A 26,662-nucleotide genomic window follows, 5' to 3' on the forward strand; every position below is an offset into this window, starting at 1 on the left:
CGAGCCTTCCCTCGCATGCGAGGGAAGGCTTCAAAGCACACTCAACCCGGCTGCCAGTCGAAGGCCAAGGTCTCGTCGCGCGCGAAGCGCTGCAGATGGTTCTCGATGACCTGCTGGTAGCGCTCGCTGTCGTCGGCCGTGGGCTGGGTCAGCACGATGCGCAGCGTGTCGTCCTCGACGAAGAAGTCAGCACCGTTCTCCTCGCCCTGGAACGGGATGAAGGCGTGTCCGCCTTCGTCGTCGCGGGTGATCTCGAACTTGTGCCGCCAGTGGTTGCACAGCGTGCGCAGCAGGCGCGGGGCATCGTTGGAGGTGGTGGTCGCGGTGGTGGTGATCGACATGGGGGGCTCCTGCGAGCGGCGCGTCGCCGCGGTCGCGAGCATAGGCGCGCGGCCGCGCCTCGTGAACCCCGCCGCGCCGACGCAGCGTTGCAACCGGAATGCCGCACACTGGGCGACCCGTTTTCACGCAGGTGTTCCATGGCCGATTCCGCCGCGCCGCGCGCGTTCCCCTGGCCGGTCGTGCTGTTCGATCTCGACGGCACCCTGGTCGACAGCGCCTCCGATATCGCCGAGGCGGTCAACCGCCTGCTGGCCGAGCTCGGCCATGCGCAGGTCGACGAAGCCACGGTGCGCAGCTGGATCGGCGACGGCGCCCGCCAGCTGATCACCTCGGCGCTGCAGCACGCCGGCGAGACGCAGACGGTCGATGCGGTGATGCCGCGCTTCCTGCGTCATTACGAAGACTGCCTGCTGCTCGATCCGCAGGTGTATCCCGGGGTGGAATCGACGCTGCAGGCGCTGCAGGCCGCCGGCGTCCGCATGGCCGTGTGCACCAACAAGCCCGCGCAGTTCGTGCCGCCGCTGCTCGATGCTCTGGGCATCGACGGCTATTTCGACGCGGTGCTCGGCGCCGGCGACCTGCCCGAGCGCAAGCCGCATCCGCTGCCGCTCTTGCATCTGGCCGAGGGATTCGGCGTCGATATCGCACAGTGCCTGATGGTTGGCGATTCGGCCGCCGATGCCGGCGCGGCGATTGCGGCCGGCGCGCCGCTGGTGCTGGTGAGCTATGGCTACCGGCGCGATTTCGATCTGCATGGCTGCGGTGCGCGTGCAGTGATCGATCGGTTCGACCAGCTGCTCGAACTGCGCTGACGGCGCCTGCGCTTTTGTAGGCGCGCGCTTGCGCGCGATGGCCGGTTGCGTGATCGCCGCATCGCGCGCAAGCGCGCTCCTGCCCAAGCACCTGCCGCAATCGCGGCGGGTGTCAAAGCCCCAGCCGCGCCCGTATCTCGGCTGCGATCCGCGCGGTTTCGCGCAAAGGCGTGACGTCGAACGCAGACAGCGTGTCCTCGAATTGCCGGGCGCGTCCCTCGGCGAACAGTCCATCGACGAAGCGCTGCGGAGCGCCCTCGAGTGGCCCGGGCGCGAACACGAACACCGGTGCGCGTGTCGCGCAGGCCTCGGAGAGCATGTTGACCGAGTCCGACGAACACACGATGCGGTCGGCCCAGCCGAGCATCCCGGCATACGGATTCGCGCCGTCACGCGCGTCCGCCCACACGCAGCCGGCATGTCCCGCATAGCGCGCGCGCAACGCATCACGCACGCCTGGCGATGTGCGCCGCGAACCGGTCAGCAGCAGGCTGCCGCCCTCGCACGCGAGGATCGCGTCGAGCCGATCGGCGAGCGCGTCGAACGCGGCGACGTCGAAACGCCCGTGCCGCGAATCGCCGCCGAGCAGCACCGCGATGCGCGGGCCGGGCAGGGCGCCGAGCGCCGGATGCGCCTCGCGCGCGCTCGCCAGCCACACGTCGTCGACCGGGTGCAGGCTGCCGCGTGCGACCAGCACGTTGTCACCACGCAGGGCGTCGTGTTCGGGCACGACGACGAGATCCCAGTGTCGCGGATCGATGCGCGGATCGAGGATCTGCACCGTGCGTGCGCCGCGTCGACCGGCCAGACGGGTCGCGAGCGCCGCCTGTCGGCCGCAGCCGATCGCGATGTCCGGGGCCGTGTCGAGGCGCGCGGCGTAGGCGTCGCCGAAGGCCTGGCCTGCGCCGGGCAGACGCCGCGGCGCGGCCCAGCGCCACGGCGCGCGGGCATCCAGATGCAGGATTTCGGAATGCGACGACAACGCGCCCGCCAGTGCCTCGGCCTGGCGTGCGTTGCCGGCGCGCCCGTCGCTGAGCGCCCAGATCCGTCCGTAATCCCGCGTTTGGCCTGGTCGACGTTCCACGTATGTGATCATCCGTTCTGCGCCGGCGCACGCGTCGCGCCGCCGCAGGACTCTACACTGCGGCCTGTTTGGCCCATCCGATCCGAGGTTGCCCGATGACCGATGTCCTGCCCGATACCGCGCTCGACCAACTGTTCCGCACCGCCCGCACCTACAACGGATTCAGCGGCGACATCAGCGACGACACGCTGCGCCAGCTCTACGACCTGCTGAAGTTCGCCCCGACGTCGGCCAATTCGTCGCCTGCGCGTTTCGTGTTCGTGAAGTCGGCCGAGGGCAAGGCGAAGCTCGGTCCGGCATTGAGCGAAGGCAACTACGAGAAAACGATGTCCGCGCCGGTGACGGTGATCGTGGCCCACGACGAGGACTTCCACGAGAAGCTGCCGTTCCTGTTCCCGCACACCGATGCCAAGAGCTGGTTCGACGGCCCGCGCGAGAACCGCGAAGTGCCGGCGTTCCGCAACGGCAGCCTGCAGGGCGCGTATCTGATCCTGGCCGCACGCGCGCTGGGCCTCGATACCGGTGCGATGTCGGGCTTCGACAATGCCAAGGTCGACGCGGCGTTCTTCGCCGGCACCGCGATCAAGTCGAACTTCCTGGTCAATCTGGGCACTGGCGATCCGTCGACGATCTTCCCGCGTTCGCCGCGCCTGCCGTTCGACGAAGCCGCGCGCATCGTCTGAGGCGTACGTCCGTCTTGTTCCATCGCGCGGCGGCTTGCCGGCCGCGCGGTTTCCCGCCCACTGCTCTGAGGATTCCACCCATGCGTACCGTCCATTTGTTGCTCCCGCTCGCCGCCGCGCTTGCCCTCGCCGCCTGCGCCCAGCAGGACCCCACGCCCGCGGCGCCCGCTGCGTCTGCGCAGCCGGCGTCCGAAGCGACCGCCGAAACCGCGCCCACCGCGGAAGCCGTCGCCGGCGTGTCCGGCACCTATGTGCTCGACCCCCAGCACACCGACGTGATCGCGCAGTGGAGCCACTTCGGCTTCTCCAATCCGATCGCGCACTTCGGTGAAGTGTCGGGCCAGATCGTCTACGACGCCGAGAACGTCGGCGCCTCGTCGGTCGAAGTCACGCTGCCGCTGTCGGGCCTGAACTCGCATGTCGGTGATTTCGACGATCACCTGCGCAGCGCCGATTTCTTCGACGCGGCCAGGTTCCCGAATGCCACCTTCAAGAGCACGTCGGTCGAAAGCGCCGGCACCAACCAGCTCAAGGTCACCGGTGACCTGACGATCAAGGACATCACCCGGCCGGTGGTGCTCGACGTGACCATCAACAAGTTCGGCGAGCAGCCGATGGCCAAGCGCGCCGCCGCCGGTTTCGATGCGGTCGCGCAGATCAAGCGCAGCGATTTCGGCGTGGGCGCGTATGCGCCGAATGTCAGCGACGAAGTCGAACTGCGCATCACTACCGAAGCCGTCGTCGCCGAAGGCGCTGCGCCGGCTGCCCCCGCCGCGCAGTAAGATTCCGCGTCACGACGCCGGCGCACGGGTCTTCCTGCGCCGGCGTTTTCGTTTCCGCGTCCCGGATCCGCCGTCATGAAAGTCCATCGTCCTGCCGACCAGCGCGGCCGCACCACGCACGGCGCGCGCACGCGCCTGTGCACGTTCTCCAGCGGCGATTTCCACGATCCCGACTGGCTCGGCTTCGGCGCGCTGCGCCAGCTCAACGAAGATCACCTGCTGCCGGGCGCGACAGTGCCGACGCAGCGCGTGGCGAACATGGAGCTGCTGACGCTGGTGCTCGACGGCACGCTGGTCCGCGATGGCGTCGCGCTCGATGCCGGCGCCCTGGCGTGGACCGGCGCCGGTCATGCCAGCGACACGCCGGTCGAAACCGCGGGCGCCGAAGGCGCGCGCGTGCTGCGCATCGCGATCCAGCCGGACCGCGTCAATCTGCCGCCCGCCGCCGGGATCACACGCGCTGCCGGCGTAGACCGCTGGATGTTGCTGGCCGCGCCCGAAGGTGCTGAAGACAGACTGCCGATCCGTCAGCAGGCTTGGTTGCGCCATGCGCGACTGGCGCCGGGCGCGCGCCTGGACGTGACGCTCGAGGCCACGCAGCGGCACTGGCTGCAGGTCCTGCACGGCAGCGCGGCCGTTGCCGACCACACGCTGGCGGCCGGCGATGCGCTCGGCGTGCACGACGAAGCCATCACCGCCGATCTTGTCGCCACGCCCGATGGAGCCGAACTGCTGCTGATCACTCTGCCGGGCTGAGCCCGCCTGCACGGCCGCGCGGTAGAATGGCGGCCTCCACGCCGATGAAACCCGCCGTCATGACCGCAGCCCCGACGCAAGCCAACGCCGCCCAGCGCTACGAAGTGCGCCGTGCCGACCTGCCGCTTAGCTGCCCGCTGCCGTCGATGGCGCTGTGGAACTCGCATCCGCGCGTCTACCTGCCGATCGAAGCCGAGAACGGCGAATCCGACTGCCCGTACTGCGGCGCGCATTTCGTCCTCGTCGACTGAACTCGGCGCGCTGCGCGCCCGCATGCGTCGACCGCTGACCGTCATCCAGTTGCTGCCGGCGTTGTCGTCGGGCGGCGTCGAGCGTTCCACGATCGAGATCGCGCAGGCGCTGGTCGATGCCGGCCACCGCGCGATCGTCGTCTCTGCCGGCGGGCGCCTCGTGCCTGCGCTGGAAGCGACCGGCGCGACCCACATCACGCTCGACATCGGTGCGAAATCGCTCCGGGTGTTGCGTCACGTGCGCGCTCTGCGCCGCCTGTTCGCCGAGTCCGGCGCCGACATCGTGCATGCCCGCTCGCGACTGCCGGCCTGGATCGGCTGGTGTGCCCTGCGCGGCATGCCCGATGCGCGCCGTCCGCATTTCGTCACCACCATGCACGGGCTCAATTCGCCGTCGCGCTACAGCGCGATCATGGCGCGCGGCGAGCGGGTGATCTGCGTATCGGACACCGTGCGCGACTATCTGCTGCAGCACTACCAAGCGACGCCGCGGGCGCGCCTGCGGGTGATTCCGCGCGGCATCGACCCGACCAAATTCCCGGCCACACCGCAGCCGAATCCCGCTGCGCGCGCCGATGTCGCTGCGCGTTGGCCCGCGCTCGACGGTGATGGTCCGCTGCTGCTGTTGCCGGGACGCGGCACGCGGCTGAAAGGCCATCACGATGCGATCGCGCTGCTGGCCGACCTGCGCGCCGGCGGTCTCGATGCGCGCCTGTGGATGCCGGGCGCGCGCGAATCCGGACGCGAAACCTACGTCGCCGAACTCGAACGTGAAGCCCAGGCGCTGGGCTGCGGCGACGCGCTGGCGATGACCGCGCCCACCGATGCGATCGCGCAGGCCTACGCGGCCAGCGATCTGGTGCTGCAGCTCTCGCGCAAGCCGGAGGCCTTCGGTCGTACCGTGCTCGAAGCGCTCTCCTGCGCGCGTCCGGTCGTCGGCTGGGCGCATGGCGGGGTCGGCGAACTGCTCGCACACCTGCAGCCCGAAGGCGCGGTGGCGCCGTTCGATCGCGCCGCGCTGGCGCACGCCGCCCGCGCGCTGGTCACGCGAGCGCCGGCGCGAGCCGGTACGATGCCCGACACGCTGCGTGCGATGCAGGAGGCGACCCTCGCGGTCTATGACGAGTTCGACGACGACAACTGAAACCGCGACCGGCGCCCGTGCGCCGCGTCCCGTCGGCTGGCGCTGGGCGCCGCACTGGGTGCTGGCATTCGTGATCCTGTGGCCCGCGCCCGGCTATGCCGAAGGCGTGATGGTGCTCGGCGCGCTGGCCGCGATCATCCATCTGGTTGCCGCGCGTTTCCGCGGCGGTGCTGCATTGCTCAGCGCGCCCGCGTGGGCGCTGACCAGCGTGCTGTTCTTCGCCTACTGGCTGCCGCAGCTGATCTCGGCAGTGGACTCGGTCGATGTCGGACGCGCACTGCGCGAGGCACTGGTCGATCTGCGCTATCTCCCGTTCCTGTGGCTGGTGGCGTCCGCAGTCGCGACACGCCGCGGTCGGCGCATCACGCTCGGTGGCCTGGCGGTAATCGTCGCGGTGTGGACGATCGACGGCCTGTGCGAAGTCGTGTTCGGCAGCAGTCCGCTGTTCTTCGGCATCGACCAGGTCAAGCAACTGATCAGCAGCCGGCCCATGTGCACGCTCGAACAGGTCGCCGCCGCTGACCGTCTCGGCGGCGTGCTCGGCCCCTGCAATCTCAAGCTCGGCGTGGTGCTGGCCAGCCTGTCGCCATTCGGCCTGTACTGGGCCGGTCGCCGCTTCGGTGCGAGCGGCTGGGTGATCTCGAGCGCGGCGATCGGCATCGTCGTGCTGTTCGCCGGTTCGCGTGCCTCATGGCTGACCTATGCGCTTGTGCTGCTGCTGTCGGGCTGGCGCCTGCTCGGCTGGCGCCGCCTGCTGGCGGTGTTCGCTGCCGGTGTCGTCATTGCGGTGGTCGCAGCCGTGAGTTCGCCACAGGTCCGCGAGCGTATCGAGCGCACCGCGATAGGCCTGTCGGCTGACGAGGCCGATGTCGACAACGCCCTGTCGGGCCGTGCCCGCATCTGGGACGCCGCGCTGTGCATGATCCGCGAGAACCCAATCAACGGCGTCGGCGCCCGCGGCTTCCGTGAAGCCTTTCCCGGGTGCGACCCGCGTCCGGACGAGATGGCCGCCTGGGGCGACGGCCCCGCCTTCCACGCCCACCAGATCGTGCTCGAGATCGGCAGCGAAACGGGGCTCATTGGCCTGCTGATGTGGCTGGCCGGCGTGGCCATGGCCTGGCGCGCCTGGCGCTTCGCCTCGCCCGAAGCCCGCGAGCAGGCGCGTCCGGCGATGCTCGCACTCGCGGTCACCGTGTTCCCGCTCAACACGCATCTCGCGTTCTACTCGACGTTCTGGGGCGGCTTCACCCTGCTGCTGTCGGCCCTGTATGCCGGCAGCCTGCTGGCGCGCGTGGAACCGGTGCAGCCGCAGGATGGTGTGCTGCGCTGACGTCACACGCGGCGGGTTGAGCCCCTCTCCCTCCGGGCGAGGGGTCGAGTGAGGGCGTTCGCTGAAGCTGACCGCGCAACCCCCGCCTCATCCGACGCATTCGCGCGTCGCCCCCGGATCGGATCCGGGGCAGGCGCTCTCCCGGAGGGAGGTGCCTCGTGCACAGCTGACCCGACCTCAGGGCGCGACCCAAGTGAATCAGGCAAGCGCTTCGAGGCACCAGCGTGCCAATAGGAGAGCCTCCCCTCAGTACAGCGATCCACCATCGGGCTGGCGCTTGAAGCGCCGATGGATCCACAGGTACTGGTCGGGCGCCGCGCGCGCCATGTTCTCGATGCCGGCGATGACGGCCGCGGTGTCGGCGGTCGCATCGGTCGTCGGATAGGGTTCGGGCGCCGGAGACAGCGTCAGCGTGTAGCCGCCGTCGTCGCGCCGCACATGCCGGTAGAACACCACCGCCGCCCCCGACAGGCGCGCCAGCGAGTGGGTCGAAGTCAGGCTGTGCGCAGCACGGCCGAAGAACGGCACGTAGACCGCATCGCCGCCGCTGGGATCCTGGTCGGGCGCGTACCACAGCAGACCGCCGCGCTTGAGATGTCGCACCACGCCGCGGACGTCGCGCTTGGGGAACATCGCCGTGGCGTAGCGCGCACGTCCGCGGCGCACCGCCCATTCCATTGCCGGCTGCGTGTGCGGGCGATACATGCCGGCCAGCGGGATGTAGTCGCACATCAGGCGGCCGCAGACTTCGAGCGTCGTGAAGTGACCGGACACGACGATCACGCCACGACCCGCCGCGCGCGCGGCTTCCACATGCTCGACGCCTTCAATGATCAGCCCGCCCTGCAGCGGCGCGATCGAGCCCCACCAGGCGCGCGCGAATTCGAACAGGCCGATGCCCAGCGCATGGAAATGCCGACGCAGCAGCGCGTCGCGTGCAGAAGCGTCGAGCTCCGGAAAACACAGTTCGAGATTGCGCGCGGCCACGCGGCGACGGCTCGCCAGCGCGATGCGCAAGGCGTTGCCGAGACCGCGACCAAGCGCGCGTTGCAGCGGCCACGGAATCCGCGCAGCGAGCGCCATCAGGCCGATGCCGATCCAAGCGGGCCAATGGCGGGGTGCGAGCGGCGGGCGTGGAAGGAGAGGAGGGGCGGACGACATGAGGTCATTGTAGAAGCTGTGCGTCGCAGGCCGGCTGCTGGTCATCGGTCAACGCATTCCGCACAGCGAGGCCTGCGTCCGCCTTCTGGTGTGGCCGAGCTGCTTTCGAATCCCGAATCCCGGCTCTATGGCATCCGCTATCCTGTGCGGATGCCGGCCGACACCACAGAACGACTGCTGCGCGGCCTCTATTCGGCCGTGCTCGTCGTGCTTGCGCCGATCACGGTCTATCACCTGATCTGGCGCGGGTTCCGGCAGTCGGCCTATCTGCTGCGCTGGGACGAGCGCTACGGCATCTACCGCACGCCGCCGCTGACCGCGCCGGTGTGGGTGCACGCGGTGTCGGTCGGCGAGGTCAATGCGGCGGCGCCGCTGATCAATGCATTGCTCGCCCGCGATCCCGCGCGTCGCCTGCTGGTCACCACCATCACCCCGACCGGCTCGGAGCGCGTGTGCGCGCTGTGGGGTGATCGTGTGGAGCACGTCTATCTTCCCTACGACCTGTCGGGTGCGGTGCGGCGATTCCTGCGCCATTTCCGCCCGCAGATCGGCCTGATCGTGGAGACCGAGCTGTGGCCGAACCTGCTGTTCTGCTGCCGCGATGCCGGCGTGCCCACGGTGATCGTCAACGCACGGCTGTCGGCGCGTTCGCTGCGCGGCTATCGTGTGCTGCGGCCGCTGGTGGCGCGCGCGCTGCGCACGGTGCGTCGGGTTGCGACGCAGTCCGCCGACGACGGCAAGCGCTTCGTGAAACTGGGCGCGCTGCGTGACGCGGTGATCGACACCGGCAACCTGAAATTCGACATCACCCCCGACGAGGCGAAGATCGCCGGGCTGGTTGCGGACTTCCGCGGACACGCCGGCGCGCGCCCGGTGTGGATTGCCGCCAGCACGCATCCCGAAGAGGAAGCGGCGGTGATCGACATCCATCGCCGGCTGCGCACGCGTTGGCCAGACCTGCTGCTGATCTGGGCGCCGCGCCATCCCGAGCGCTTCCGCAGCGCGATGCAGCTGGGTGTCGACGCCGGCTGGCGCGTGGCGACGCGCGCGTTGACCACCTGGCCCGATGCCGGCGACGGCGTCTTCGTGCTCGACACGCTCGGCGAACTCGGTCTGTTCTTCGCCTGCGCCGATGTCGCCTTCGTCGGCGGCAGCCTGCAGGACATCGGCGGCCACAACCTGCTCGAGCCGGCCGCGGTCGGCACGCCGGTGGTCACCGGTCCGCATCTGCAGAATTTCACCGACATCGCCAAGCAGCTGGGGCGCGCGGACGCGCTGCGCATCGGCGCGGATGCGGACGCGGTGCACGACCACATCGCCGCCTTGCTCGACGATACGGACGCGCGACGCGCGATGGCCGAGGCCGGGCGTGCGCTCGTCGCCAATGGCCGCGGCGCGCTGGCGCGCACGCTGGCACTGATCGAGCCGGACCTGCCGGTACCGGATACGAAAACGGCGCGGATCCTGCGATCCGCGCCGTCGTCGAACTGAAATCCAAGAATCCTTACTGGGGCGGCGGCGTGGCCGCACCCGTCCCGGTGGACGCGCCGACACTGTTGACGTCGACGGTCAGCTGGCGGTTCACGTCCTGCAGGTTGCCGATGTCCAGCGTGCCCGCGGCCTGCTCGAGCAGTAGGCGGCTCTGCAGGAAGTTGTACTTGGCGAAGGCATATTCCTGACGTGCCTGAAAGAGGTTCTGCTGGTTGATCAACACGTCGATCACGGTACGCGTACCGACTTCCAGGCCGACCTGCGAGGCCTCGTAGGCGCTGTTGGCGGACACCAGTGCGAGACGGCGTGCCTCGACCTCGGTGATGCCGGCGACAAGGTTCTGGTAGGCGCTGCGGGTATTGCGCTCGATGGCGCGGCGCTGGGCTTCGTACTGGTCGCCAGCGATGTCGCGCTGGGCGATGGACTGGCGCACCAGTGATTGCGTGCGGCCGCCGCTGAAAATCGGCACCGTCAGCGTCAAGTTGATGCTGTTGGTCTCGCTCTCGCGCTCTGCCGACAGCTGGTTCGTCCTGCCCCAGTTCGCGTTCTTGCCGTAGCTTCCGCCAAGGTCTAGCGTCGGCAGATGGCCGGACTTCGCCGCGGTCACACCGTACTCGGACGCGGTCACCTGGTAGCGCAACGCCTGCAGCTGCGGGTTCTGCTCGATCGCAGTGGCGACCCAGGCTTCCGCATCGCGGCCTTCCGGCAGCTGCGGGGTGAAATCGTCGGGCAGGCCGCGCAGGTCACGGATCTCCGAACCGGTGATCTCGGCCAGCGCCTGGTAGGCATCCTGCAGCGCGTTGCGGCGGACGATCGTGTTCGCGCGGGCGCCGTCGTACTGGGCGCGCGCCTCGTGCACGTCGGTGATCGGCGCCAGGCCCACTTCGAGGCGCTTGTCGGCGAAATCGAACTGGCGCTTGAACGCGGCTTCGGCGGCTTCGGCAGCGGCCAGCGTCTCGGTCGCGACCAGTACGTCGAAATACGCCGCGGCGGTGCGCGTGATCAGCGCGTCGTTGTCGGCATCGAGCTGGAAATCGGCCGCAGTGCTCAGCGCGCGCTGCGAGCGCAGCGTTGAGATCCGGCCCCAGTCGAACAGCGTCTGACTGGCGCCAACACTATAGGTGCGGGAACGGGCGCTGCCCGGAAATCCCGCCGCGCGACCCTGGCTGAGCTGCGCGCTGCCGTTGATCTGCGGCAGCAGGTTTGCACGCGCCTGGACCGCGCCTTCCTTCGTCGACAGGCGCTGCGATTCGGCAATCGACAGCGTCGGATCATTGGTGCGGGCCAGCTCGTAGGTCTGGACGAGATCGGCGGCCAGCAGCGGGCTGGACGTCAGCGCGAGTGCAAGCGACAGGAACAGGGGGCGGCGGAACATGGAGGATCCTTGGACGATCAGAGAGTGAACTGCGGCACCGGCGCGGCGCCTGCGAGGTAGGCGAGCCCGGTCTCGAACAACGATTCGATGCGCGGCGCGTTGACAGCGTCGCCTTCGCGGTGGACCAGCACCGCTTCCATTGCGGGCGCACGGCCGCGGACGATGAACATCCGGCCGCCGGGACGCAGCCACTGCACGAAGCGCTCGGGAATCACATCCACCGCGCCACAGACGCAGATCGCGTCGAAGCGGCGGTCGGTGTTCCAGGCGAACGCATCGGCGGTCACCACGTCGACATTGGTGATGCCTTGCGCCTGCAGACGGCCGCGTGCGGCATCGGCCAGATCGTCGTGGCGTTCCAGGCTGACGACATCACGGGCCAGATGGCCCATGCACGCGGCGAGATAGCCGCTGCCGGTGCCGATCTGCAGCACCTCGTCGCCCTGCTCCAGCGCCAGCGCCTGCAGTGCACGGCCCTCGACGACCGGCTTGAGCATCAGCTCGCCGTGGCCGAGCGGGAGTTCGAGGTCGGCATAGGCCAGCGCGCGGCGCGGCTCGGCGACGAACGCCTCGCGCGGCACGCGCGAAATCGTCTCCAGCACGCGTGCATCGAGCACGTCCCAGGGCCGGACCTGTTGTTCCACCATCGCCACACGGGCCTTGGCGTAGTCGATCGTCATTGTTGCGGGTTCCTTCGTTCGCCAGCCCGCAATTCTAGCGGTGCGGGCGCGGGTTCATCATCGCGGGGGTGGGGCTGTCCACGCAGTGCCGGAAGTCACCGGCCCAGACGGCACGCGGGCGGCCCATGTGACAGCGGTCAGCGACGCCCGTAGGCGCGCAGGAACATGTCGACCGAGGCGTCCAGGTGTGCGCGCCGTTGCGCGGCGCAATTGCCGGCGTCGTCGCAGTCGAACACCATGCGCTGGTGCAGGTCGCCCTTGAGCAGCACGAAGAACTGCGCCGCGGCGGTCGGCACCAGGGCCTCGTCGATGTCGAGATCGCCGGTCTCGATACGGCGCCGCAGCATCGTCGCGAACGACGACTGCACGCGTTCGGGACCGCCCTTCCAGAACCGCTGCGGCAAGCGCTTTTCGACCATCTGCGGCGTGCACAACAGACGGTGGCCGGCGACGGCCTCGGGCGAGGACACCATCGTGAAGAAGGCTTCGGCCACTTCCAGCAGGCGCTGGCGCAGCGGTGTCGACGGCGACGGCTCGAACACCGAATCGGGCATCTGCTGTTCGCAGTAACGCGCTGCGGCCTCGGTGAACAGGGTGTCCTTGTCGCCGAAGTGGCTGTACACGGTCAGCTTGGACACGCCGGCCTCGGCCGCGATCTGGTCCATGCTGACGCCTTCGTAGCCCTGCTGCAGGAACATGCGCTCCGCGGCTTCGAGAATCGCCGCGCGCTTGGCCAGATCCTTCGGGCGGCCAGGGCCCGGCGCTGCCTTCTCGGGCACCGGAGCGGGGGGCGGGCTGGCGGGACGGGTGGACATGGCATGGAATACTATACCAATCAGTTCTGAAAATATACGATACGGATCCGTATCCCCACTTGCTGGACGGTCTCCATGCGCCGCCTGATCCTGCTTCCCCTCGCCCGTCCGGCGCTGCCGCTGGTGCTCCTCGCCTGCGCATTGGCTCTGGCGGGATGCGGTGACCGCGCCGCGGCCGAGCCCGCGCCGCGCCCGGTGTTCGTGGTGACGCCCGCCTCGGGCGACGACAGCGGGGCATCGGCGTTTGCCGGCGAGATTCGCGCCCGCGAGGAAAGCGTGCTGGCGTTCCAAGTCGGTGGTCAGGTGATCCGCCGAGATGTCGATGCCGGCGCGCATGTGCGCCGCGGCCAGGTGCTGGCCGAGATCGATCCCGGTGACCTGCGATTGCAGCAGCAGTCGGCCCAGGCGCAGGTCGCTTCGGCCGAGGCCGAGTACGCCCGCACCCGGACCGATCGCGCGCGCTACGCCGCACTCGTCGACCAGCAGCTGATCAGCCGCTCGCAGATGGATGCCCAGGACGCGGCCTATACCGCTGCGCAGGCGCAGCTGCGCGCCGCGCGCGCGCAGGCCGATGTCGCCGGCAACCAAGCGGGCTATACACAGCTGCGCGCGCCGCGCGATGGCGTCATCGCCAGCCGTGAGGCCGAGGCCGGACAGGTGGTCGCGGCCGGGCAGGCGATCTACATGCTCGCCGGCGACGACGGCCGCGAAGTCGCGATCGCCCTGCCGGAGTCACGCATCGCCGCGTTCGCGATCGGCCAGCCGGCGCAGATCGAGCTGTGGAATCGCCCGGGCGTGCGCGTGCCGGGCACGATCCGCGAGATCGCTGCGGCCGCCGATCCGCAGGCGCGCACCTACGCCGCGCGCGTGGCGCTCGCCGATGACGCGCTTGAAGGCATCGAACTTGGCCAGAGCGCACGCGTGTATCTCGCCGCGGCAACACCGGAGACAACGCTGCAGATACCGCTGAGCGCGATCCAGCCGGGCGTGGATGGGGCAAAGGCGGTCTGGGTTGTCGATCGCGCCGAAGGCATATTGCGTTCGGTGCCGGTCGAGACCGGAGCGTATGGCGCGCGCAGTGTGCCGGTGCTGTCGGGCCTGGCGCCCGATGCGCTGGTGGTCGCGGCCGGTGGCCATCTGCTGCGCGAAGGGCAACGGGTGACGCCGGTGGATCGGGAAAACCGGCCTGTGCAGTTGCAGGCGGTGAAGCCGGCAGCAGTGAAATGAAGCATGCCGCCCTCGCAAGCCGGTCCAGCTCGGGGCAATCACACCTCCCCTGCCTGCGGGGGCGGAAGGGTGGGGACGGGTACCCGCCGCGGCGTCCTTGTAGGAACGCGCTTGCGCGCGACGCCTTCTGCGGGACCGCCACATCGCGCGCGAGCGCGCTCCTACCGCAGGCCTCCCCATGACCCGTTTCAACCTCTCCGAATGGGCACTCGGCAACCGCACGCTGGTGCTCTACGTGATGCTGGTCGTCGCGATTGCCGGCATTTTCTCGTACGGCCGGCTCGGCCAGTCCGAGGATCCGCCCTTCACCTTCAAGGCGATGGTCATCCAGACCCAGTGGCCGGGCGCGACCGCCGAGCAGGTGTCGCAGCAGGTCACCGAGCGCATCGAGCGCAAGCTGATGGAAACCGGCGACTACGAATTCCTGCGCTCGTACTCGCGGCCCGGCGAATCGCAGGTGATCTTCTTTGCCCGCGATTCGATGCGCTCGAGCGAGATTCCCGATCTCTGGTACCAGGTACGCAAGAAGGTCGCCGATCTGCGGCCGTCGCTGCCGCAGGACATCGTCGGCCCGTTCTTCAACGATGAGTTCGGTGACACCTTCGGCAATATCTACGCATTGACCGGCGAGGGTTTCGACTACGCGATCAAGAAGGACTACGCCGACCGTATCCAGCGCGAACTGCAGCTGGTCAGCGATGTCGGCAAGGTCGAACTGGTCGGCCTGCAGGATGAGAAGGTCTGGATCGAGGTCAGCAATACGCGGCTGGCGACGCTCGGCATTCCGATGGCCGCCGTGCAGCAGGCGTTGTCGGAACAGAACGCGTTGGTGCCCGCGGGCTTCTTCGAGACCGACAGTGCCCGGGTGCAGCTCCGCGTCGACGGCGCGTTCGAATCGGTCGATGCGATCCGCGATTTCCCGATCCGCGCCGGTGACCGCACCGTGCGTCTGGGCGACATCGCGACCGTCGAACGCGGGTTTGCCGATCCCGCCGCGCCGCGCATGCGGTTCATGGGCGAGGACGCGATCGGCATCGCGGTGGCGATGCACGACGGCGGCGACATCCTCAGGCTCGGCAAGCAGCTGGAAACCGAGTTCGCGCGGCTGCAGGAGACGCTGCCGGCCGGCATGGAGCTGCGCAAGGTGTCCGACCAGCCGCGCGCGGTGCGCGACTCGGTCGGCGAGTTCGTCAAGGTGCTCGCCGAGGCGGTAATCATCGTGCTGCTGGTGAGCTTCGTCTCGCTGGGCTTCCGCACGGGCCTCGTGGTCGCGGTGTCGATCCCGCTGGTGCTGGCGATGACCTTCATCGCGATGGACCAGTTCAACATCGGCCTGCACAAGATCTCGCTCGGCGCGCTGGTACTCGCGCTGGGCTTGATGGTCGACGACGCGATCATCGCGGTGGAGATGATGGCCATCCGCATGGAGCAGGGCGACAGCCGGCTCGCGGCGGCGAGTTACGCCTGGACACATACCGCGTTCCCGATGCTGACCGGCACCCTGGTCACCGCGGCCGGTTTCCTGCCGATCGCCACTGCGGCGTCGAGTACCGGCGAGTACACGCGTTCGCTGTTCCAGGTGGTGACGATCGCACTGGTGGTGTCGTGGATCGCCGCGGTGCTGTTCATTCCGCTGCTCGGCGAGAAGATGCTGCCCGATCTCGCCAATCCCAAGCTGCCGCGTCCCGGCTCGTTGCCCGCGCGCTGGCGCGACGCGCGCGCGCGGGCGGCAGACCGCTGTCCGGCCTTCGCGTTTGCGCTGGCGCCCGGGGATCCGCACGCGCACGACCAGGATCCCTACCAGCGCCCGTTCTACCGGCGCTTCCGCGGGCTCCTGGACTGGTCGCTGCGTCATCGCTGGATCGTCATCGGCGTGACCGGTGCGCTGTTCGTCGCGTCGTTGCTGCTGTTCCGCTTCGTGCCGCAGCAGTTCTTCCCCGATTCGACGCGCCTGGAACTGATGGTCGATGTCGAACTCGCCGAAGGCAGTTCCTTGCGCGCGACCGAGGCGGCGGCTGCGTGGCTCGACGCGCTGCTTGCGACGCGCGAGGGCGTCGACAACCGCGTCGTCTATGTCGGGACCGGTTCGCCCCGGTTCTATCTGCCGCTCGACCAGCAATTACCGCAGGCCAACTTTGCCCAGTTCGTTGTGACCACGGCCGATGTCGAAGCGCGCGAGCAGGTCCGCGTCTGGCTGATCGACGAGGTGGCACCGCTGTTCCCGGACCTGCAGTTGCGCGTGACCCGACTCGAGACCGGGCCGCCGGTGGGCTATCCGGTGCAACTGCGCGTGTCGGGCGAACACGTCGAGCGCGTACGCAGCATTGCCGATGCGATCGCCGAACAGGTGCGGGCGAATCCGAACGCCGCCAACGTCAATCTGGACTGGGACGAACCCTCCCGCATCGTGCGGCTGGTCGTCGACCAGGAACGCGCGCGCGTGCTCGGCGTGAGTTCGCAGAATCTTGCGCAGTTTCTGTCGAGTTCCCTGTCGGGTCTGCAGGTCAGCACCTACCGCGAGGGCAACGAACTGATCGGCATCGTCATGCGCGGCCCGGACGACGAACGCGGCCAGCTCGAGATGCTGGAGAGCCTGGCCATTCCGACCTCGAACGGACAGTCGGTGCCGCTGGGGCAGGTCGCGCGGCTGGAGTCGACGTTCGAGGACGGCATCATCTGGCACCGCGACCGGCTGCCGACGATCACCGTGCGCGCCGACATCCATGGCGACGTCACCGCACCGACGGTGGTCGCGCAGATCCTCCCCACGCTCGACGGTATCCGTGCGTCGATGCCCGATGGGTACCGGCTCGAGACCGGCGGCACGGTCGAAGACTCCAGCAAGGGCCAGGATTCGATCAAGGCGGGCCTGCCCCTGTTCCTGTTCGTCGTGGTTTCGTTGTTGATGCTGCAGCTGCGCAGCTTCTCCCGTACCGCCTTGGTGCTGCTGACGGCGCCGCTGGGCATGATCGGCGTGACCCTGTTCCTGCTGGTGTTCCGCGTGCCGTTCGGCTTCGTTGCGATGCTCGGCACGATCGCGCTGGCCGGCATGATCATGCGCAACTCGATCATCCTCGTGGACCAGATCGAGCAGGACATCGCCGCCGGTCACGCGCGCTGGGACGCGGTGATCGATGCGACGGTGCGCCGGTTCCGGCCGATCGTGCTGACCGCACTCGCCGCGATCCTGGCGATGATTCCGCTCTCGCGCAGCGTGTTCTTCGGCCCGATGGCGGTCGCGATCATGGGCGGTCTCACCGTGGCCACATTGCTGACGCTGACCTTCCTGCCGGCGCTGTATGCGGCCTGGTTCAAGGTGCGCGAGGACGAGACGCCACCGGCCGCGTGACCTGCGCGCAGGCGCAGGCGCCGAGGATCAGGGTAGCCAGAGCTTCTCCAGATCCCGCAGGCCCCAGTCGCTCGCCGCTTCCGACTGCACGATGCCGTCGTCGCAGCCGGCCAGCGACAGGTCGATGTCCCGGATCAGCACGCGCGCCTTCCGGCGCGCGCAGTGGAACACCCGCACGCGCGGCTTGAGCAAGGCTGCCGGCGCCTGTTCGATCACCACCGCCAGGTGCTGCGACCGCAGGCGCACCAGCGTGCCCACGGGATAGATGCCCAGGCTCTTGACGAAGGCCTGGAAGATCACCGGATCGAAATGTCCGGTCCACGACGCCATGCGCTTGAGCGACTCGGCCGGACACCAGCCGCGCTTGTAGGGCCGGTCCGAGGTGATCGCATCGTAGACATCGCATATCGTCGCCATCCGCGCCATCTGCGAGATGCCCTCGCCGCGAAGGCCGTGCGGGTAGCCGCTGCCGTCGATCTTCTCGTGGTGGTGCAGGGTGATGTCCAGCACGGCGGGGTCGTCGACGCCGCTCTCGCGCAGCAGGCGATGACCGTCCTCGGGATGCTGGCGCATCGCGCCGGCTTCGGCATCGCTGAGGCTGCCCGGCTTGTTGAGGATATGCAGCGGTGTCACCGCCTTGCCCATGTCGTGCAGCAGGCCACCCTTGGCCGCCGCATGCACTGCATCCTCCGGCAGGCCCAGGCGACGGGCCAGTGACGCCAGCAGGCCGGCCACGGCCATCGAATGCAGGTAGGTGTAATCGTCGGCCGTCTTCAGCCGCGCCAGACTGACCAGAGCGTGCGGGTTGCGCAGTACCGAGTCGCACACCGCGTCGATCAGCGGCGTGGTCACTCCGGTGTCCACCGCGCGCCCCAGGCGGGCCTCGCCGAACAGGCCTTGCATCAACGCCCGGCCGGAGGCCAGCAATTCGCGCGCGCTCCTGACTTCGGCCTCGAAGCTGACGGGTGTCGGATGTATCGGTGTGGCGGGCGGAGCGTCTTCCACCGAGACGGGGACTGCCGATGGGGTCGCTGGAAGTGCGTGCGCAACAGGCAGCGCCTCGCGTGCGCGGACCGTATCCGCAACGCTGGCTGGCGTGGGCTCCTCGGGGGCGATGCCCAGCACGATGTCGATCACCACCTCGCCCACACCATTGGCGTGGATCCGGGCGATCGACTCGGTATCGGCAACGAACGAGCGCCGCCAGAACGGTGAATCCAGCCAGGAGCCCGGCACGCGATGCACGTACATGCCCGGGCGAAGCTGGTCGGCGCGGATCGTGCGATGCATCGGGCGGCGCTCATGGACGGGAGTCTGGGCGCGGCGCGACCTGGCATGCAGGCGTCGTTCGCACACACGCGCCACCCGCGGCGGATTCCGGAGTGACCCGTTCTGTGTCGGCCGGCTGTGCCCGGACTTGAGGCACACCCGCTTGCCGTTCGTCGGAGCGTCCATCGCAGGCGCGGGCATGCGCTCGGCCAGGGCCTGTGATGCGACCGGCCGGCGCGCAAGGCGCGCGTTCGCGGCCGCTGCGGGGAAGGGTTAGTCGCCGAGCATCGCGAGATTGCGCACCGCGCCCTTGTCGGCGCTGGTCGCGAGCAGGGCATAGGCCTTGAGCGCCGCGGTGACCTTGCGCGGCCGCGCCTGCGCCGGCTTCCAGCCGAGTGCGTCCTGCGCGTTGCGGCGCGCGGCCAGTTCGACGTCGTCGACCAGCAGGTCGATGCGCCGTTGCGGAATGTCGATCCGGATACGGTCGCCATCGCGCACCAAGCCGATCGTGCCGCCGGCTGCGGCTTCCGGTGATGCGTGTCCAATCGAGAGACCCGAGGTGCCGCCGGAGAAACGTCCGTCGGTCAGCAGCGCGCATTGCTTGCTGAGGCCTTTCGACTTCAGGTAGCTCGTCGGGTACAGCATTTCCTGCATGCCCGGTCCGCCCTTCGGGCCTTCGTAGCGGATCACCACCACGTCGCCCGTCTGCACTTCGTCGGCGAGGATGCCCTTCACCGCGGCGTCCTGGCTTTCGAAGACTTTTGCCGTGCCTTCGAACACGTGGATCGATGCATCGACGCCCGCGGTCTTGACCACGCAACCGTCGGGCGCGAGATTGCCCCGCAGCACGGCGAGGCCGCCTTCTTGCGAGTACGCGTGTGCGACATCGCGGATGCAACCGCCGGCGCGATCGTCGTCGAGCGTCTCCCAGCGCGTGGCCTGGCTGAAGGCGGTCTGCGTGGGAATGCCGGCGGGTCCGGCCTTGAAGAACGTGCGCACCGCGTCGTCAGCGGTGACGGTGATGTCCCAGCGCGCGATGGCGTCGCGCAGCGTGCGGCTGTGCACGGTCGGCTGGTCGACATGCAGCAGGCCACCACGCGCGAGCTCGCCGAGGATCGAGACGATGCCGCCGGCGCGGTGCACGTCTTCCATGTGATAGGTCTGGATGTTCGGTGCGACCTTGCACAGCTGCGGCACGCGTCGTGACAGGCGGTCGATGTCGTGCAGATCAAAGGCGACCTCGGCCTCCTGCGCGGCGGCGAGCAGATGCAGGATGGTGTTGGTCGAACCGCCCATCGCGATGTCGAGCGTCATCGCATTCTCGAACGCCTCGAAGGTCGCGATGCCGCGTGGCAGCGCGGTCGGATCTTCGGCGCCGTACCAGCGATGGCAGAGCTCGACGACGGTGCGCGCGGCCTGCAGGAACAGCTGCTCGCGATCGGCGTGTGTCGCCAGCATCGAGCCGTTGCCGGGCAGGGCGAGGCCCAGTGCTTCGGTCAGGCAGTTCATCGAGTTGGCGGTGAACATGCCGCTGCAGGAGCCGCAGGTGGGGCACGCGCTGCGCTCGTAGACGGCGACCTTCTCGTCGGAGGCATCCGGATCGGCGGCGACGACCATCGCATCGACGAGATCGAGCCCGTGTTCCGACAGCTTCGTTTTGCCGGCTTCCATCGGCCCGCCGGACACGAACACCACCGGTATGTTCAGGCGCAGGGCAGCCATCAGCATGCCGGGCGTGATCTTGTCGCAGTTGGAGATGCACACCAGCGCGTCGGCGCAGTGGGCGTTGACCATGTATTCGACCGAGTCGGCGATGATCTCGCGGCTCGGCAGCGAATACAGCATGCCGTCGTGCCCCATCGCGATGCCGTCGTCGACGGCGATGGTGTTGAACTCCTTCGCCACACCGCCGACGCGCTCGATCTCGCGCGCGACGAGTTGACCGATGTCCTTGAGGTGCACGTGACCCGGCACGAACTGGGTGAACGAATTCGCGACCGCGACGATCGGCTTGTGGAAGTCGTCGTCCTGCATGCCGGTGGCGCGCCACAAGGCGCGGGCGCCGGCCATGTTGCGACCAAAGGTGGAGGTTCTGGAACGGTACTCGGGCATCGATGACTCGCAGGTGCGGCGGGCGCGGGGCTGGCGGCGTGTGTGGCGGTGGTTGTAGGTGATCGAACGCGGCGGCGTGGCGCCACGCCGCGTCGATCCATCTCGCTATCCGGTGATCCGTGCGGGCGTCGCGATATGCGTGAGCACCGCAGCGGCGGCCTCGCGCGTCGAGACCGCAGCGCCGTCGGCTGCCAGGTCGGCGGTGAACACGCCGGCCTCCAGCGCGTCATCGACGGCCTGTTCGATGCATGCCGCTTCCTGCGACAGGCCCAGCGAGTAACGCAGCAGCAGCGCGGCGCTGAGGATGGTGCCGTAGGGATTGGCGATGCCGCGGCCTGCGATGTCCGGCGCCGAACCGTGGATCGGCTCGTACATGCCGACGCAGCCTTCGCCCAGCGATGCCGACGGCAGCAGGCCGAGCGAACCGGCCAGCATCGAGGCCTCGTCGGTGAGGATGTCGCCGAACATGTTCTCGGTCACGATCACATCGTAGGCGCGCGGCTTCGACAGCAGATGCATCGCCATCGAATCGACCAGCTGGTGTTCGATGGTGATGTCGGGGAACTCGTCGCGCGCGATGCGGCTGGCGACATCGCGCCACAGTCGTGAGGTCTCGAGCACGTTGGCCTTGTCGACGGAGGTCACGTGGCTGCGGCGGCCGCGCGCGAGCAGACAGGCGCGGCGCACCACGCGTTCGATCTCCGGCACCGTGTAGGTGCACAGATCGCTGGCGGATTCGGCAGTGCGGGTGCGCTCGCCGAAGTAGATACCGCCGGTCAGCTCGCGCACCACCAGCAGATCGACGCCGGCCAGCAGATGCGGCTTGATCGGCGAGGCGCCCATCGCGGCCGGATGCGGCTTGGTCGGGCGCAGGTTCGCGTACAGGCCCAGCGCCTTGCGGATCGCCAGCAGGCCCTGTTCGGGGCGCACGCTCGCGTTGGGATCGGACCACTTCGGACCGCCCACCGCGCCCAGCAGTACTGCATCCGCATCGCGCGCCGCGGCCAGGGTCTCGTCGGGCAGCGGCTTGCCGGTGGCGTCGATCGCTGCGCCGCCGATCAGGTGTTCGTGCAGCGAAAACTGATGGCCGAAGCGCTGCGCGACCGCCTGCAGCACATCGACCGCGGCCGCGGTCACTTCCGGGCCGATGCCGTCTCCGGGCAGAACGACTATGTCAGCGTGCATGGTGGGTGTCCTCGTAGTGGCGAATGTCGGCGTCGCGCGCCAGCAGGAAGCCCATTTCGTCGACGCCCTCGAGCAGGCAGGTGCGTGCGAACGCGTCGAGCGGGAACGCGTGGACGGTGCCGTCCGGTGTGCGCAGCTCACGGGCGACGATGTCGAAGGTCAGTATGTCGTCGGGCCGCGTCATCAGGTCCTGCACCACGGCTTCGGGCAGCACGACCGGCAGCACGCCGTTCTTCAATGCGTTGTTGCGGAAGATGTCGGCGATCTCGCTGCTGACCACGACCTGCAGGCCCAGATCGCGCAGTGCCCACGGCGCATGTTCGCGCGAGGATCCGCAGCCGAAGTTGCGGCCCGCCAGCAGCACCGCGCGCCCGGCGTTGTGCGCCTGGTTGAAGGCGAAGTCCGGATTCGCGCTGCCGTCCTCGCGCCAGCGCCAGTCGTTGAATGCGAAGCGGCCGAGACCCTTGCGTTCGGTCGTCGACAGAAAGCGCGCGGGAATGATCTGGTCGGTATCGATATTGGTCTGCGCCAGCACCACGCTGGCCGAACGCACCGGAAACTCGGGGATGTGAGCGGCGGACATCAGGCCACCTCCCGGCGGTCGTCGAACAGTTCGCGGGGATCGGCCACGACGCCACGCACCGCAGCCCAGGCCGCTGTCGTCGGCGAGGCCAGCAGCGTGCGCGCGCCGGGGCCCTGGCGGCCTTCGAAGTTGCGGTTGCTGGTGCTCACGGCCAACTGGCCCGGCGCCACCAGATCGCCGTTCATTGCGATGCACATCGAACACCCCGGCTCGCGCCATTCGGCGCCGGCCTCACGGACGATCACGTCGATGCCTTCGGCCTCGGCCTCGCGCTTGACGATCTCCGAGCCCGGCACCACCAGCATGCGCACGCCCGCCGACACGCGGCGTCCGCGCAGCACGTCGGCGACTTCGCGCATGTCGCGCAGGCGACCGTTGGTGCACGAGCCGACGAACACCACGTCGACCGGCATGCCGGCCAGCGACTGTCCGGCGACGACGCGCATGTAGTCCTGCCCCTTCTGCTCGGCGGCATCGGTCGCAGCCGGCACCGGCACATCGACGCCGATCGCGGTGCCCGGATGCGTGCCCCAGGTCAGCGTGGGGCGGATGTCGGCCGCATCGATGCGCACTTCGGAATCGAAGCGTGCGCCCGCGTCACTGCGCAGGTCGCGCCAGCGCGCGACTGCAGCGTCGAAGTCGGCGCCCTTCGGCCCGCGCGGCGTGCGTGCGATCCACTCGAACGTGGTGTCGTCGGGGGCGACCATGCCCGCGCGCGCGCCCGCTTCGATCGACATGTTGCACAGGGTCATTCGCTGCTCCATGTCCATCGCCTCGATGGTGGAACCGCGGTACTCGATGACATGGCCGGTGCCGCCATTGACGCCGATGACGCCGATCGCGTGCAGGGTCACGTCCTTGGCGCCGACGCCGGGCGCGAGCGGACCGTCGACGGTGATCGACATCGTCTTCGGACGTCGCTGCAGCAGGCACTGCGTCGCCAGCACGTTGCCGACCTCGCTGGTGCCGATCCCGAACGCCAGCGCGCCGAACGCGCCGTGTGTGGAGGTGTGGCTGTCGCCGCAGACGATGGTCATGCCGGGCTGGGTGAAGCCCTGTTCGGGCGCGATGACGTGGACGATGCCGCGCTGGTCGGATGACATGTCGAACAGCTCGATGCCGAACTGCGCGCAGTTCGCCGCCAGCATCTCGACCTGCGCGCGCGCGGCGTCGCTGGTGTAGGGCAGACGGCCATCGGCATCGGCCGGCAGGGTCGGCGTGGAGTGGTCCATCGTCGCCTTGGTGCGATCCGGGCGGCGTGGGACGAGTCCGCGCGCGCGCAGCTCGGTGAAGGCCTGCGGCGAGGTGACTTCGTGGATCAGATGCAGGTCGATGTAGAGCACGGCGGGCGCGGCGTCGGACTCGGGGGTCACGATGTGCGCGTCCCACAGTTTGTCGAACAGGGTGCGTGGCTTGGTGGCGGTCATTGCTGGCTCTTGATTTCGTGTAGGAGCGCGCTTGCGCGCGATGGGCACTACCGGCAAAGCGTCTTCGCGCGCGGGCACGCTCCTGCGGAAAGAATGATCAGGCGTGCGCGGCCTGGGTCGCCGGAATCGTGCGTGCGCCACGCAGGATCCGGTTGGCGACATCCAGCCACGCGAGCGCGCTGGCCTCGATGATGTCGCGGCTGGTGCCGGTGCCTTCGTGGATGTCCTCGCCGTGGCGCACGCTGACGCTGGCTTCGCCGCGCGCATCGCGGCCCATGCCGACGCTGTGGACCTGGTAGCTCTCCAGCGCCAGCTCGACGCCGGTCGCGGTGGCCAGTGCGGCGAACAGCGCATCGACCGGTCCATCGCCCAGCGCGCTCTCGCTGACCTTGCCACCTTCGGGATCGGACAGCTCGACCTGTGCGCTCGCACGCTGGCCGCGATCGCTGACGGTCATCGACGCCAGACGCCAGCCCTGGCCATGCACGTCGCCGTGCATCAGCGCTTCCAGATCGTCGTCCTCGACCACGCGCTGACGCTCGCACAGATCCTTGAACGCCTCGAACACCTGTTCCAGCTGCCCGTCCTCCAGCGTGTAACCCAGCGCGCGCAGGCGATGGCCTACTGCGGCGCGGCCGCTGTGCCGGCCCAGTACCAGCTTGGAATCTGGCCAGCCGACATCCGACGGATTCATGATTTCGTAGGTGCCACGGTGGCGCAGCATGCCGTGCTGGTGGATGCCGGATTCGTGCGCGAATGCGTTTTCGCCGACGATGGCCTTGTTGCGCTGTACGGCCATGCCGGTCAGGCGTCGCAGCAGTTGCGAGGTCGGGACCAGGCGGCGCGTGTCGATCTGCGTGTCCAGGTTGTAGAACGCGTTGCGGACCTTCAGCGCCATGACCAGCTCTTCGACCGCGCAGTTACCGGCGCGCTCGCCGATGCCGTTGATGGTGCACTCGACCTGGCGCGCGCCACCTTCGATCGCGGCCAGCGAATTGGCGACGGCCAGTCCCAGATCGTTGTGGCAATGCGCGCTGAAGATCACGTCGCGCGCGCCGGGGATCGTGTCGATCAGGCGCTGGAACAGCGCGCGGGTTTCCTCGGGCGTCGCGTAGCCCAGCGTGTCGGGCACGTTGATCGTGGTCGCGCCGTTGGCGATCGCGACGGCGATTACCTCACTCAGGAAATCGTCTTCGGTGCGGGTCGCGTCCTCCGCCGAGAACTCGACATCCCCGATCAGCCGGCGCGCGTGGGCGACGCTGGTCGCGGTCATGTCCAGCACCTGCTGCCGGCTCATGCGCAGCTTGTGTTCGCGGTGCAGCGGGCTGGTCGAGATGAAGACGTGCAGGCGCGGATTCGCGGTGCCGTCCAGCGCGCGCGCCGAGGCTTCGATATCGGCGGGCAGGCAGCGCGACAGCACCGCCAGCGTCGGCCGGCGGACCTCGCGCGCGATCAGACGCGCCGCCTCGCGGTCGGATTCGGAGCTGGCCGGAAAGCCGGTCTCGATGATGTCGACGCCCAGCGCATCGAGCGCGCGCGCCATCACCACCTTCTGCTGCGGGCTCATGCTGCAGCCGGGCGACTGCTCGCCGTCGCGCAGGGTGGTGTCGAAAATCCGGATGGTGTCGGAGGTGGTCATGCGGGCAGTTCCTCGGCAATGGCGTGTGGCGTGCGTTCGATGCGGGCGGCGGTCGCGCGTCGAAGTCGCGGTTCGCCGCCTCCGGACGGCGCGGATGCAGCGAGGTCGTTGCGGCGACGTGGCGTCGCCATGTGCGCGGCGGGTGCGATGGCTGCAATGGCCGGCACCTCGGCCGCGGTTTCGCGTAACCGACGGCGCGGCTTGCGCGGCGGGCGCGGACGCACCTCCGACAGCAGCTGCGCCAGCACGCCGGCATCGACGTTGCCGCCCGACACCACGGCGACCTTGCGCTTGCCGGCGACGCGGCGGCCCGCGGCCAGTGCCAGCGCGCCGGCGCCTTCGGCGATCACGTGTTCTTCCAGCGCCAGACGCACCAGCGTCTCGCGCAACTCGGCCTCGCGCACGATCACCACGTCGTCGAGCAGATCCGCCAGCAGCGCGCGCGTCAGCAGGCCGGGCTCCTTCACTCGCACGCCGTCGGCCAGCGTCGCCACGGGCGAGAACGGCGAATGATCGCCGCGCAGCACGCGCGCCATCGCATCGACGCCTTCGACCTGCGCACCGACGATGCGCACGCCCTGCGATTTCAACGCCAGTGCAACGCCCGAGGCCAGTCCACCGCCGCCGATCGGCACGATGACCACGTCCGGCATCAGCACCGACGCGATCTCCAGCCCGACCGTGCCTTGGCCGGCGATCACGTCGACATCGTCGAACGCCGACAGCAGACGGAAGCCGTTCTGCGCGGCCAGTTCGGCGGCGAAGGCTTTCGCTTCGTCGTAGGTCTCGCCATGCAGGCGCACGGTCGCGCCCCAGTGGGCGACGCCGGCGACCTTGGTCGCGGGCGCGTTCTTCGGCATCACCGTGATCGCCGGCACGCCCAGACGGTACGCGGCCCACGCCATGCCCTGCGCGTGGTTGCCGGCCGAGGCGGTGATCACCGTGCGGTCGTCGCCGCGCTCGCGCGCAGCCATCAATGCGTTCAGTGCCCCGCGCACCTTGTAGGAGCCGGTGCGCTGCAGGTTCTCGAGCTTCAGCCAGCAGCCGAAGCGTTCGGCGTAATGCATCGGCGTCACGTCGAGATGCCGACGCAGCCGCGCCTGCGCCGCCAGCACATCACTGGCGGTCGCTCGCGGCGTGTGGCCTACGTCGGGCTCGGACATGC

Annotated in this window: 23 protein-coding genes; 10 read left to right on the top strand and 13 right to left on the bottom strand. The window is 69.0% G+C overall.

Annotated elements, in window-relative coordinates; genetic code table 11:
• Nucleotides 1–41: 41 nt before the first annotated feature.
• Nucleotides 42–341, bottom strand: coding sequence for a DUF2218 domain-containing protein (locus J2X52_RS11250; RefSeq protein WP_310153078.1), 300 nt, complete (start codon nucleotides 339–341; stop codon nucleotides 42–44).
• A gap of 138 nt (nucleotides 342–479) precedes the next feature.
• Between J2X52_RS11250 and J2X52_RS11255 the strand changes: the two genes are divergently transcribed.
• On the top strand, nucleotides 480–1,154 hold the full coding sequence (locus tag J2X52_RS11255) for a phosphoglycolate phosphatase (protein ID WP_310153080.1): 675 nt from the start codon (nucleotides 480–482) through the stop codon (nucleotides 1,152–1,154).
• Between the two features lie 112 nt (nucleotides 1,155–1,266).
• On the opposite strand, the gene J2X52_RS11260 is transcribed toward J2X52_RS11255, so the two are convergent.
• A complete protein-coding gene (locus J2X52_RS11260; protein WP_310153083.1) occupies nucleotides 1,267–2,238 on the bottom strand; it encodes a mitochondrial fission ELM1 family protein in 972 nt (323 codons plus the stop codon).
• Nucleotides 2,239–2,333: 95 nt separating this feature from the next.
• Here J2X52_RS11260 and J2X52_RS11265 point away from each other — a divergent pair, with 95 nt between their 5' ends.
• The 6 genes from J2X52_RS11265 (at nucleotide 2,334) to J2X52_RS11290 (ending at nucleotide 7,184) form a co-directional block, all read left to right on the top strand.
• Nucleotides 2,334–2,921, top strand: a complete 588-nt coding sequence (locus J2X52_RS11265; RefSeq protein ID WP_310153086.1) for a malonic semialdehyde reductase — start codon at nucleotides 2,334–2,336, stop codon at nucleotides 2,919–2,921.
• Between the two features lie 80 nt (nucleotides 2,922–3,001).
• Complete coding sequence (locus J2X52_RS11270) at nucleotides 3,002–3,703, top strand: YceI family protein (protein ID WP_310153089.1); 702 nt, start codon at nucleotides 3,002–3,004, stop codon at nucleotides 3,701–3,703.
• A gap of 75 nt (nucleotides 3,704–3,778) precedes the next feature.
• The gene (locus tag J2X52_RS11275) at nucleotides 3,779–4,459 is read left to right on the top strand and encodes a hypothetical protein (RefSeq protein WP_310153092.1); all 681 of its coding nucleotides are present in this window, start codon (nucleotides 3,779–3,781) and stop codon (nucleotides 4,457–4,459) included.
• Between the two features lie 59 nt (nucleotides 4,460–4,518).
• Nucleotides 4,519–4,710 (top strand): zinc-finger domain-containing protein, encoded by a 192-nt coding sequence (locus J2X52_RS11280; protein WP_159682038.1) that lies wholly within the window; start codon nucleotides 4,519–4,521, stop codon nucleotides 4,708–4,710.
• A 22-nt stretch (nucleotides 4,711–4,732) separates the two neighbouring features.
• Nucleotides 4,733–5,854 carry a glycosyltransferase gene (locus J2X52_RS11285; RefSeq protein WP_310153098.1) on the top strand — a complete coding sequence of 374 codons (1,122 nt, stop codon included), beginning with the start codon at nucleotides 4,733–4,735 and terminating at the stop codon, nucleotides 5,852–5,854.
• On the top strand, nucleotides 5,829–7,184 hold the full coding sequence (locus J2X52_RS11290; protein ID WP_310153100.1) for an O-antigen ligase: 1,356 nt from the start codon (nucleotides 5,829–5,831) through the stop codon (nucleotides 7,182–7,184). Before J2X52_RS11285 ends, J2X52_RS11290 begins: the two co-directional genes overlap by 26 nt.
• Nucleotides 7,185–7,430: 246 nt before the next feature.
• On the opposite strand, the gene lpxL is transcribed toward J2X52_RS11290, so the two are convergent.
• Nucleotides 7,431–8,345: an LpxL/LpxP family Kdo(2)-lipid IV(A) lauroyl/palmitoleoyl acyltransferase gene (gene lpxL / locus J2X52_RS11295; protein WP_310153103.1), complete on the bottom strand. Its 915-nt coding sequence runs from the start codon at nucleotides 8,343–8,345 to the stop codon at nucleotides 7,431–7,433.
• Between the two features lie 150 nt (nucleotides 8,346–8,495).
• Between lpxL and waaA the strand changes: the two genes are divergently transcribed.
• A complete protein-coding gene (waaA, locus tag J2X52_RS11300; RefSeq protein WP_310153106.1) occupies nucleotides 8,496–9,836 on the top strand; it encodes a lipid IV(A) 3-deoxy-D-manno-octulosonic acid transferase in 1,341 nt (446 codons plus the stop codon).
• A gap of 13 nt (nucleotides 9,837–9,849) precedes the next feature.
• Here the strand turns inward: waaA and J2X52_RS11305 are convergent, their stop codons facing one another.
• From J2X52_RS11305 to J2X52_RS11315, 3 genes are all read right to left on the bottom strand, one after another.
• On the bottom strand, nucleotides 9,850–11,211 hold the full coding sequence (locus J2X52_RS11305; protein WP_310153109.1) for a TolC family outer membrane protein: 1,362 nt from the start codon (nucleotides 11,209–11,211) through the stop codon (nucleotides 9,850–9,852).
• A 17-nt stretch (nucleotides 11,212–11,228) separates the two neighbouring features.
• Entirely contained in the window at nucleotides 11,229–11,891 is a 663-nt protein-coding gene (locus J2X52_RS11310; RefSeq protein WP_310153112.1) for a protein-L-isoaspartate O-methyltransferase, read from the bottom strand.
• 137 nt (nucleotides 11,892–12,028) lie between these two features.
• On the bottom strand, nucleotides 12,029–12,706 hold the full coding sequence (locus J2X52_RS11315) for a TetR/AcrR family transcriptional regulator (protein WP_310153115.1): 678 nt from the start codon (nucleotides 12,704–12,706) through the stop codon (nucleotides 12,029–12,031).
• Nucleotides 12,707–12,781: 75 nt separating this feature from the next.
• Between J2X52_RS11315 and J2X52_RS11320 the strand changes: the two genes are divergently transcribed.
• Both J2X52_RS11320 and J2X52_RS11325 read left to right on the top strand, forming a co-directional pair.
• Entirely contained in the window at nucleotides 12,782–13,933 is a 1,152-nt protein-coding gene (locus J2X52_RS11320) for an efflux RND transporter periplasmic adaptor subunit (RefSeq protein WP_310153118.1), read from the top strand.
• Between the two features lie 178 nt (nucleotides 13,934–14,111).
• Nucleotides 14,112–17,282 carry an efflux RND transporter permease subunit gene (locus J2X52_RS11325; protein ID WP_310153120.1) on the top strand — a complete coding sequence of 1,057 codons (3,171 nt, stop codon included), beginning with the start codon at nucleotides 14,112–14,114 and terminating at the stop codon, nucleotides 17,280–17,282.
• A gap of 27 nt (nucleotides 17,283–17,309) precedes the next feature.
• On the opposite strand, the gene J2X52_RS11330 is transcribed toward J2X52_RS11325, so the two are convergent.
• From J2X52_RS11330 to J2X52_RS11360, 7 genes are all read right to left on the bottom strand, one after another.
• A complete protein-coding gene (locus tag J2X52_RS11330) occupies nucleotides 17,310–18,572 on the bottom strand; it encodes an HD-GYP domain-containing protein (protein ID WP_310153121.1) in 1,263 nt (420 codons plus the stop codon).
• Nucleotides 18,573–18,824: 252 nt separating this feature from the next.
• Nucleotides 18,825–20,663: a dihydroxy-acid dehydratase gene (ilvD, locus tag J2X52_RS11335; protein ID WP_310153124.1), complete on the bottom strand. Its 1,839-nt coding sequence runs from the start codon at nucleotides 20,661–20,663 to the stop codon at nucleotides 18,825–18,827.
• Nucleotides 20,664–20,768: 105 nt separating this feature from the next.
• Nucleotides 20,769–21,848, bottom strand: coding sequence for a 3-isopropylmalate dehydrogenase (leuB, locus tag J2X52_RS11340; RefSeq protein WP_310153127.1), 1,080 nt, complete (start codon nucleotides 21,846–21,848; stop codon nucleotides 20,769–20,771).
• Nucleotides 21,838–22,431: a 3-isopropylmalate dehydratase small subunit gene (leuD, locus tag J2X52_RS11345; RefSeq protein WP_310153132.1), complete on the bottom strand. Its 594-nt coding sequence runs from the start codon at nucleotides 22,429–22,431 to the stop codon at nucleotides 21,838–21,840. Before leuD ends, leuB begins: the two co-directional genes overlap by 11 nt.
• On the bottom strand, nucleotides 22,431–23,858 hold the full coding sequence (gene leuC / locus J2X52_RS11350; RefSeq protein WP_310153135.1) for a 3-isopropylmalate dehydratase large subunit: 1,428 nt from the start codon (nucleotides 23,856–23,858) through the stop codon (nucleotides 22,431–22,433). The genes leuD and leuC overlap by 1 nt, the downstream gene beginning before the upstream one ends.
• Nucleotides 23,859–23,955: 97 nt before the next feature.
• Nucleotides 23,956–25,497, bottom strand: coding sequence for a 2-isopropylmalate synthase (locus J2X52_RS11355; RefSeq protein ID WP_310153138.1), 1,542 nt, complete (start codon nucleotides 25,495–25,497; stop codon nucleotides 23,956–23,958).
• The gene (locus tag J2X52_RS11360) at nucleotides 25,494–26,660 is read right to left on the bottom strand and encodes a threonine dehydratase (protein ID WP_310153141.1); all 1,167 of its coding nucleotides are present in this window, start codon (nucleotides 26,658–26,660) and stop codon (nucleotides 25,494–25,496) included. The genes J2X52_RS11355 and J2X52_RS11360 overlap by 4 nt, the downstream gene beginning before the upstream one ends.
• Nucleotides 26,661–26,662: the final 2 nt, after the last annotated feature.

This window comes from Luteimonas sp. 3794 (assembly GCF_031456825.1).
Lineage (GTDB): Bacteria > Pseudomonadota > Gammaproteobacteria > Xanthomonadales > Xanthomonadaceae > Luteimonas.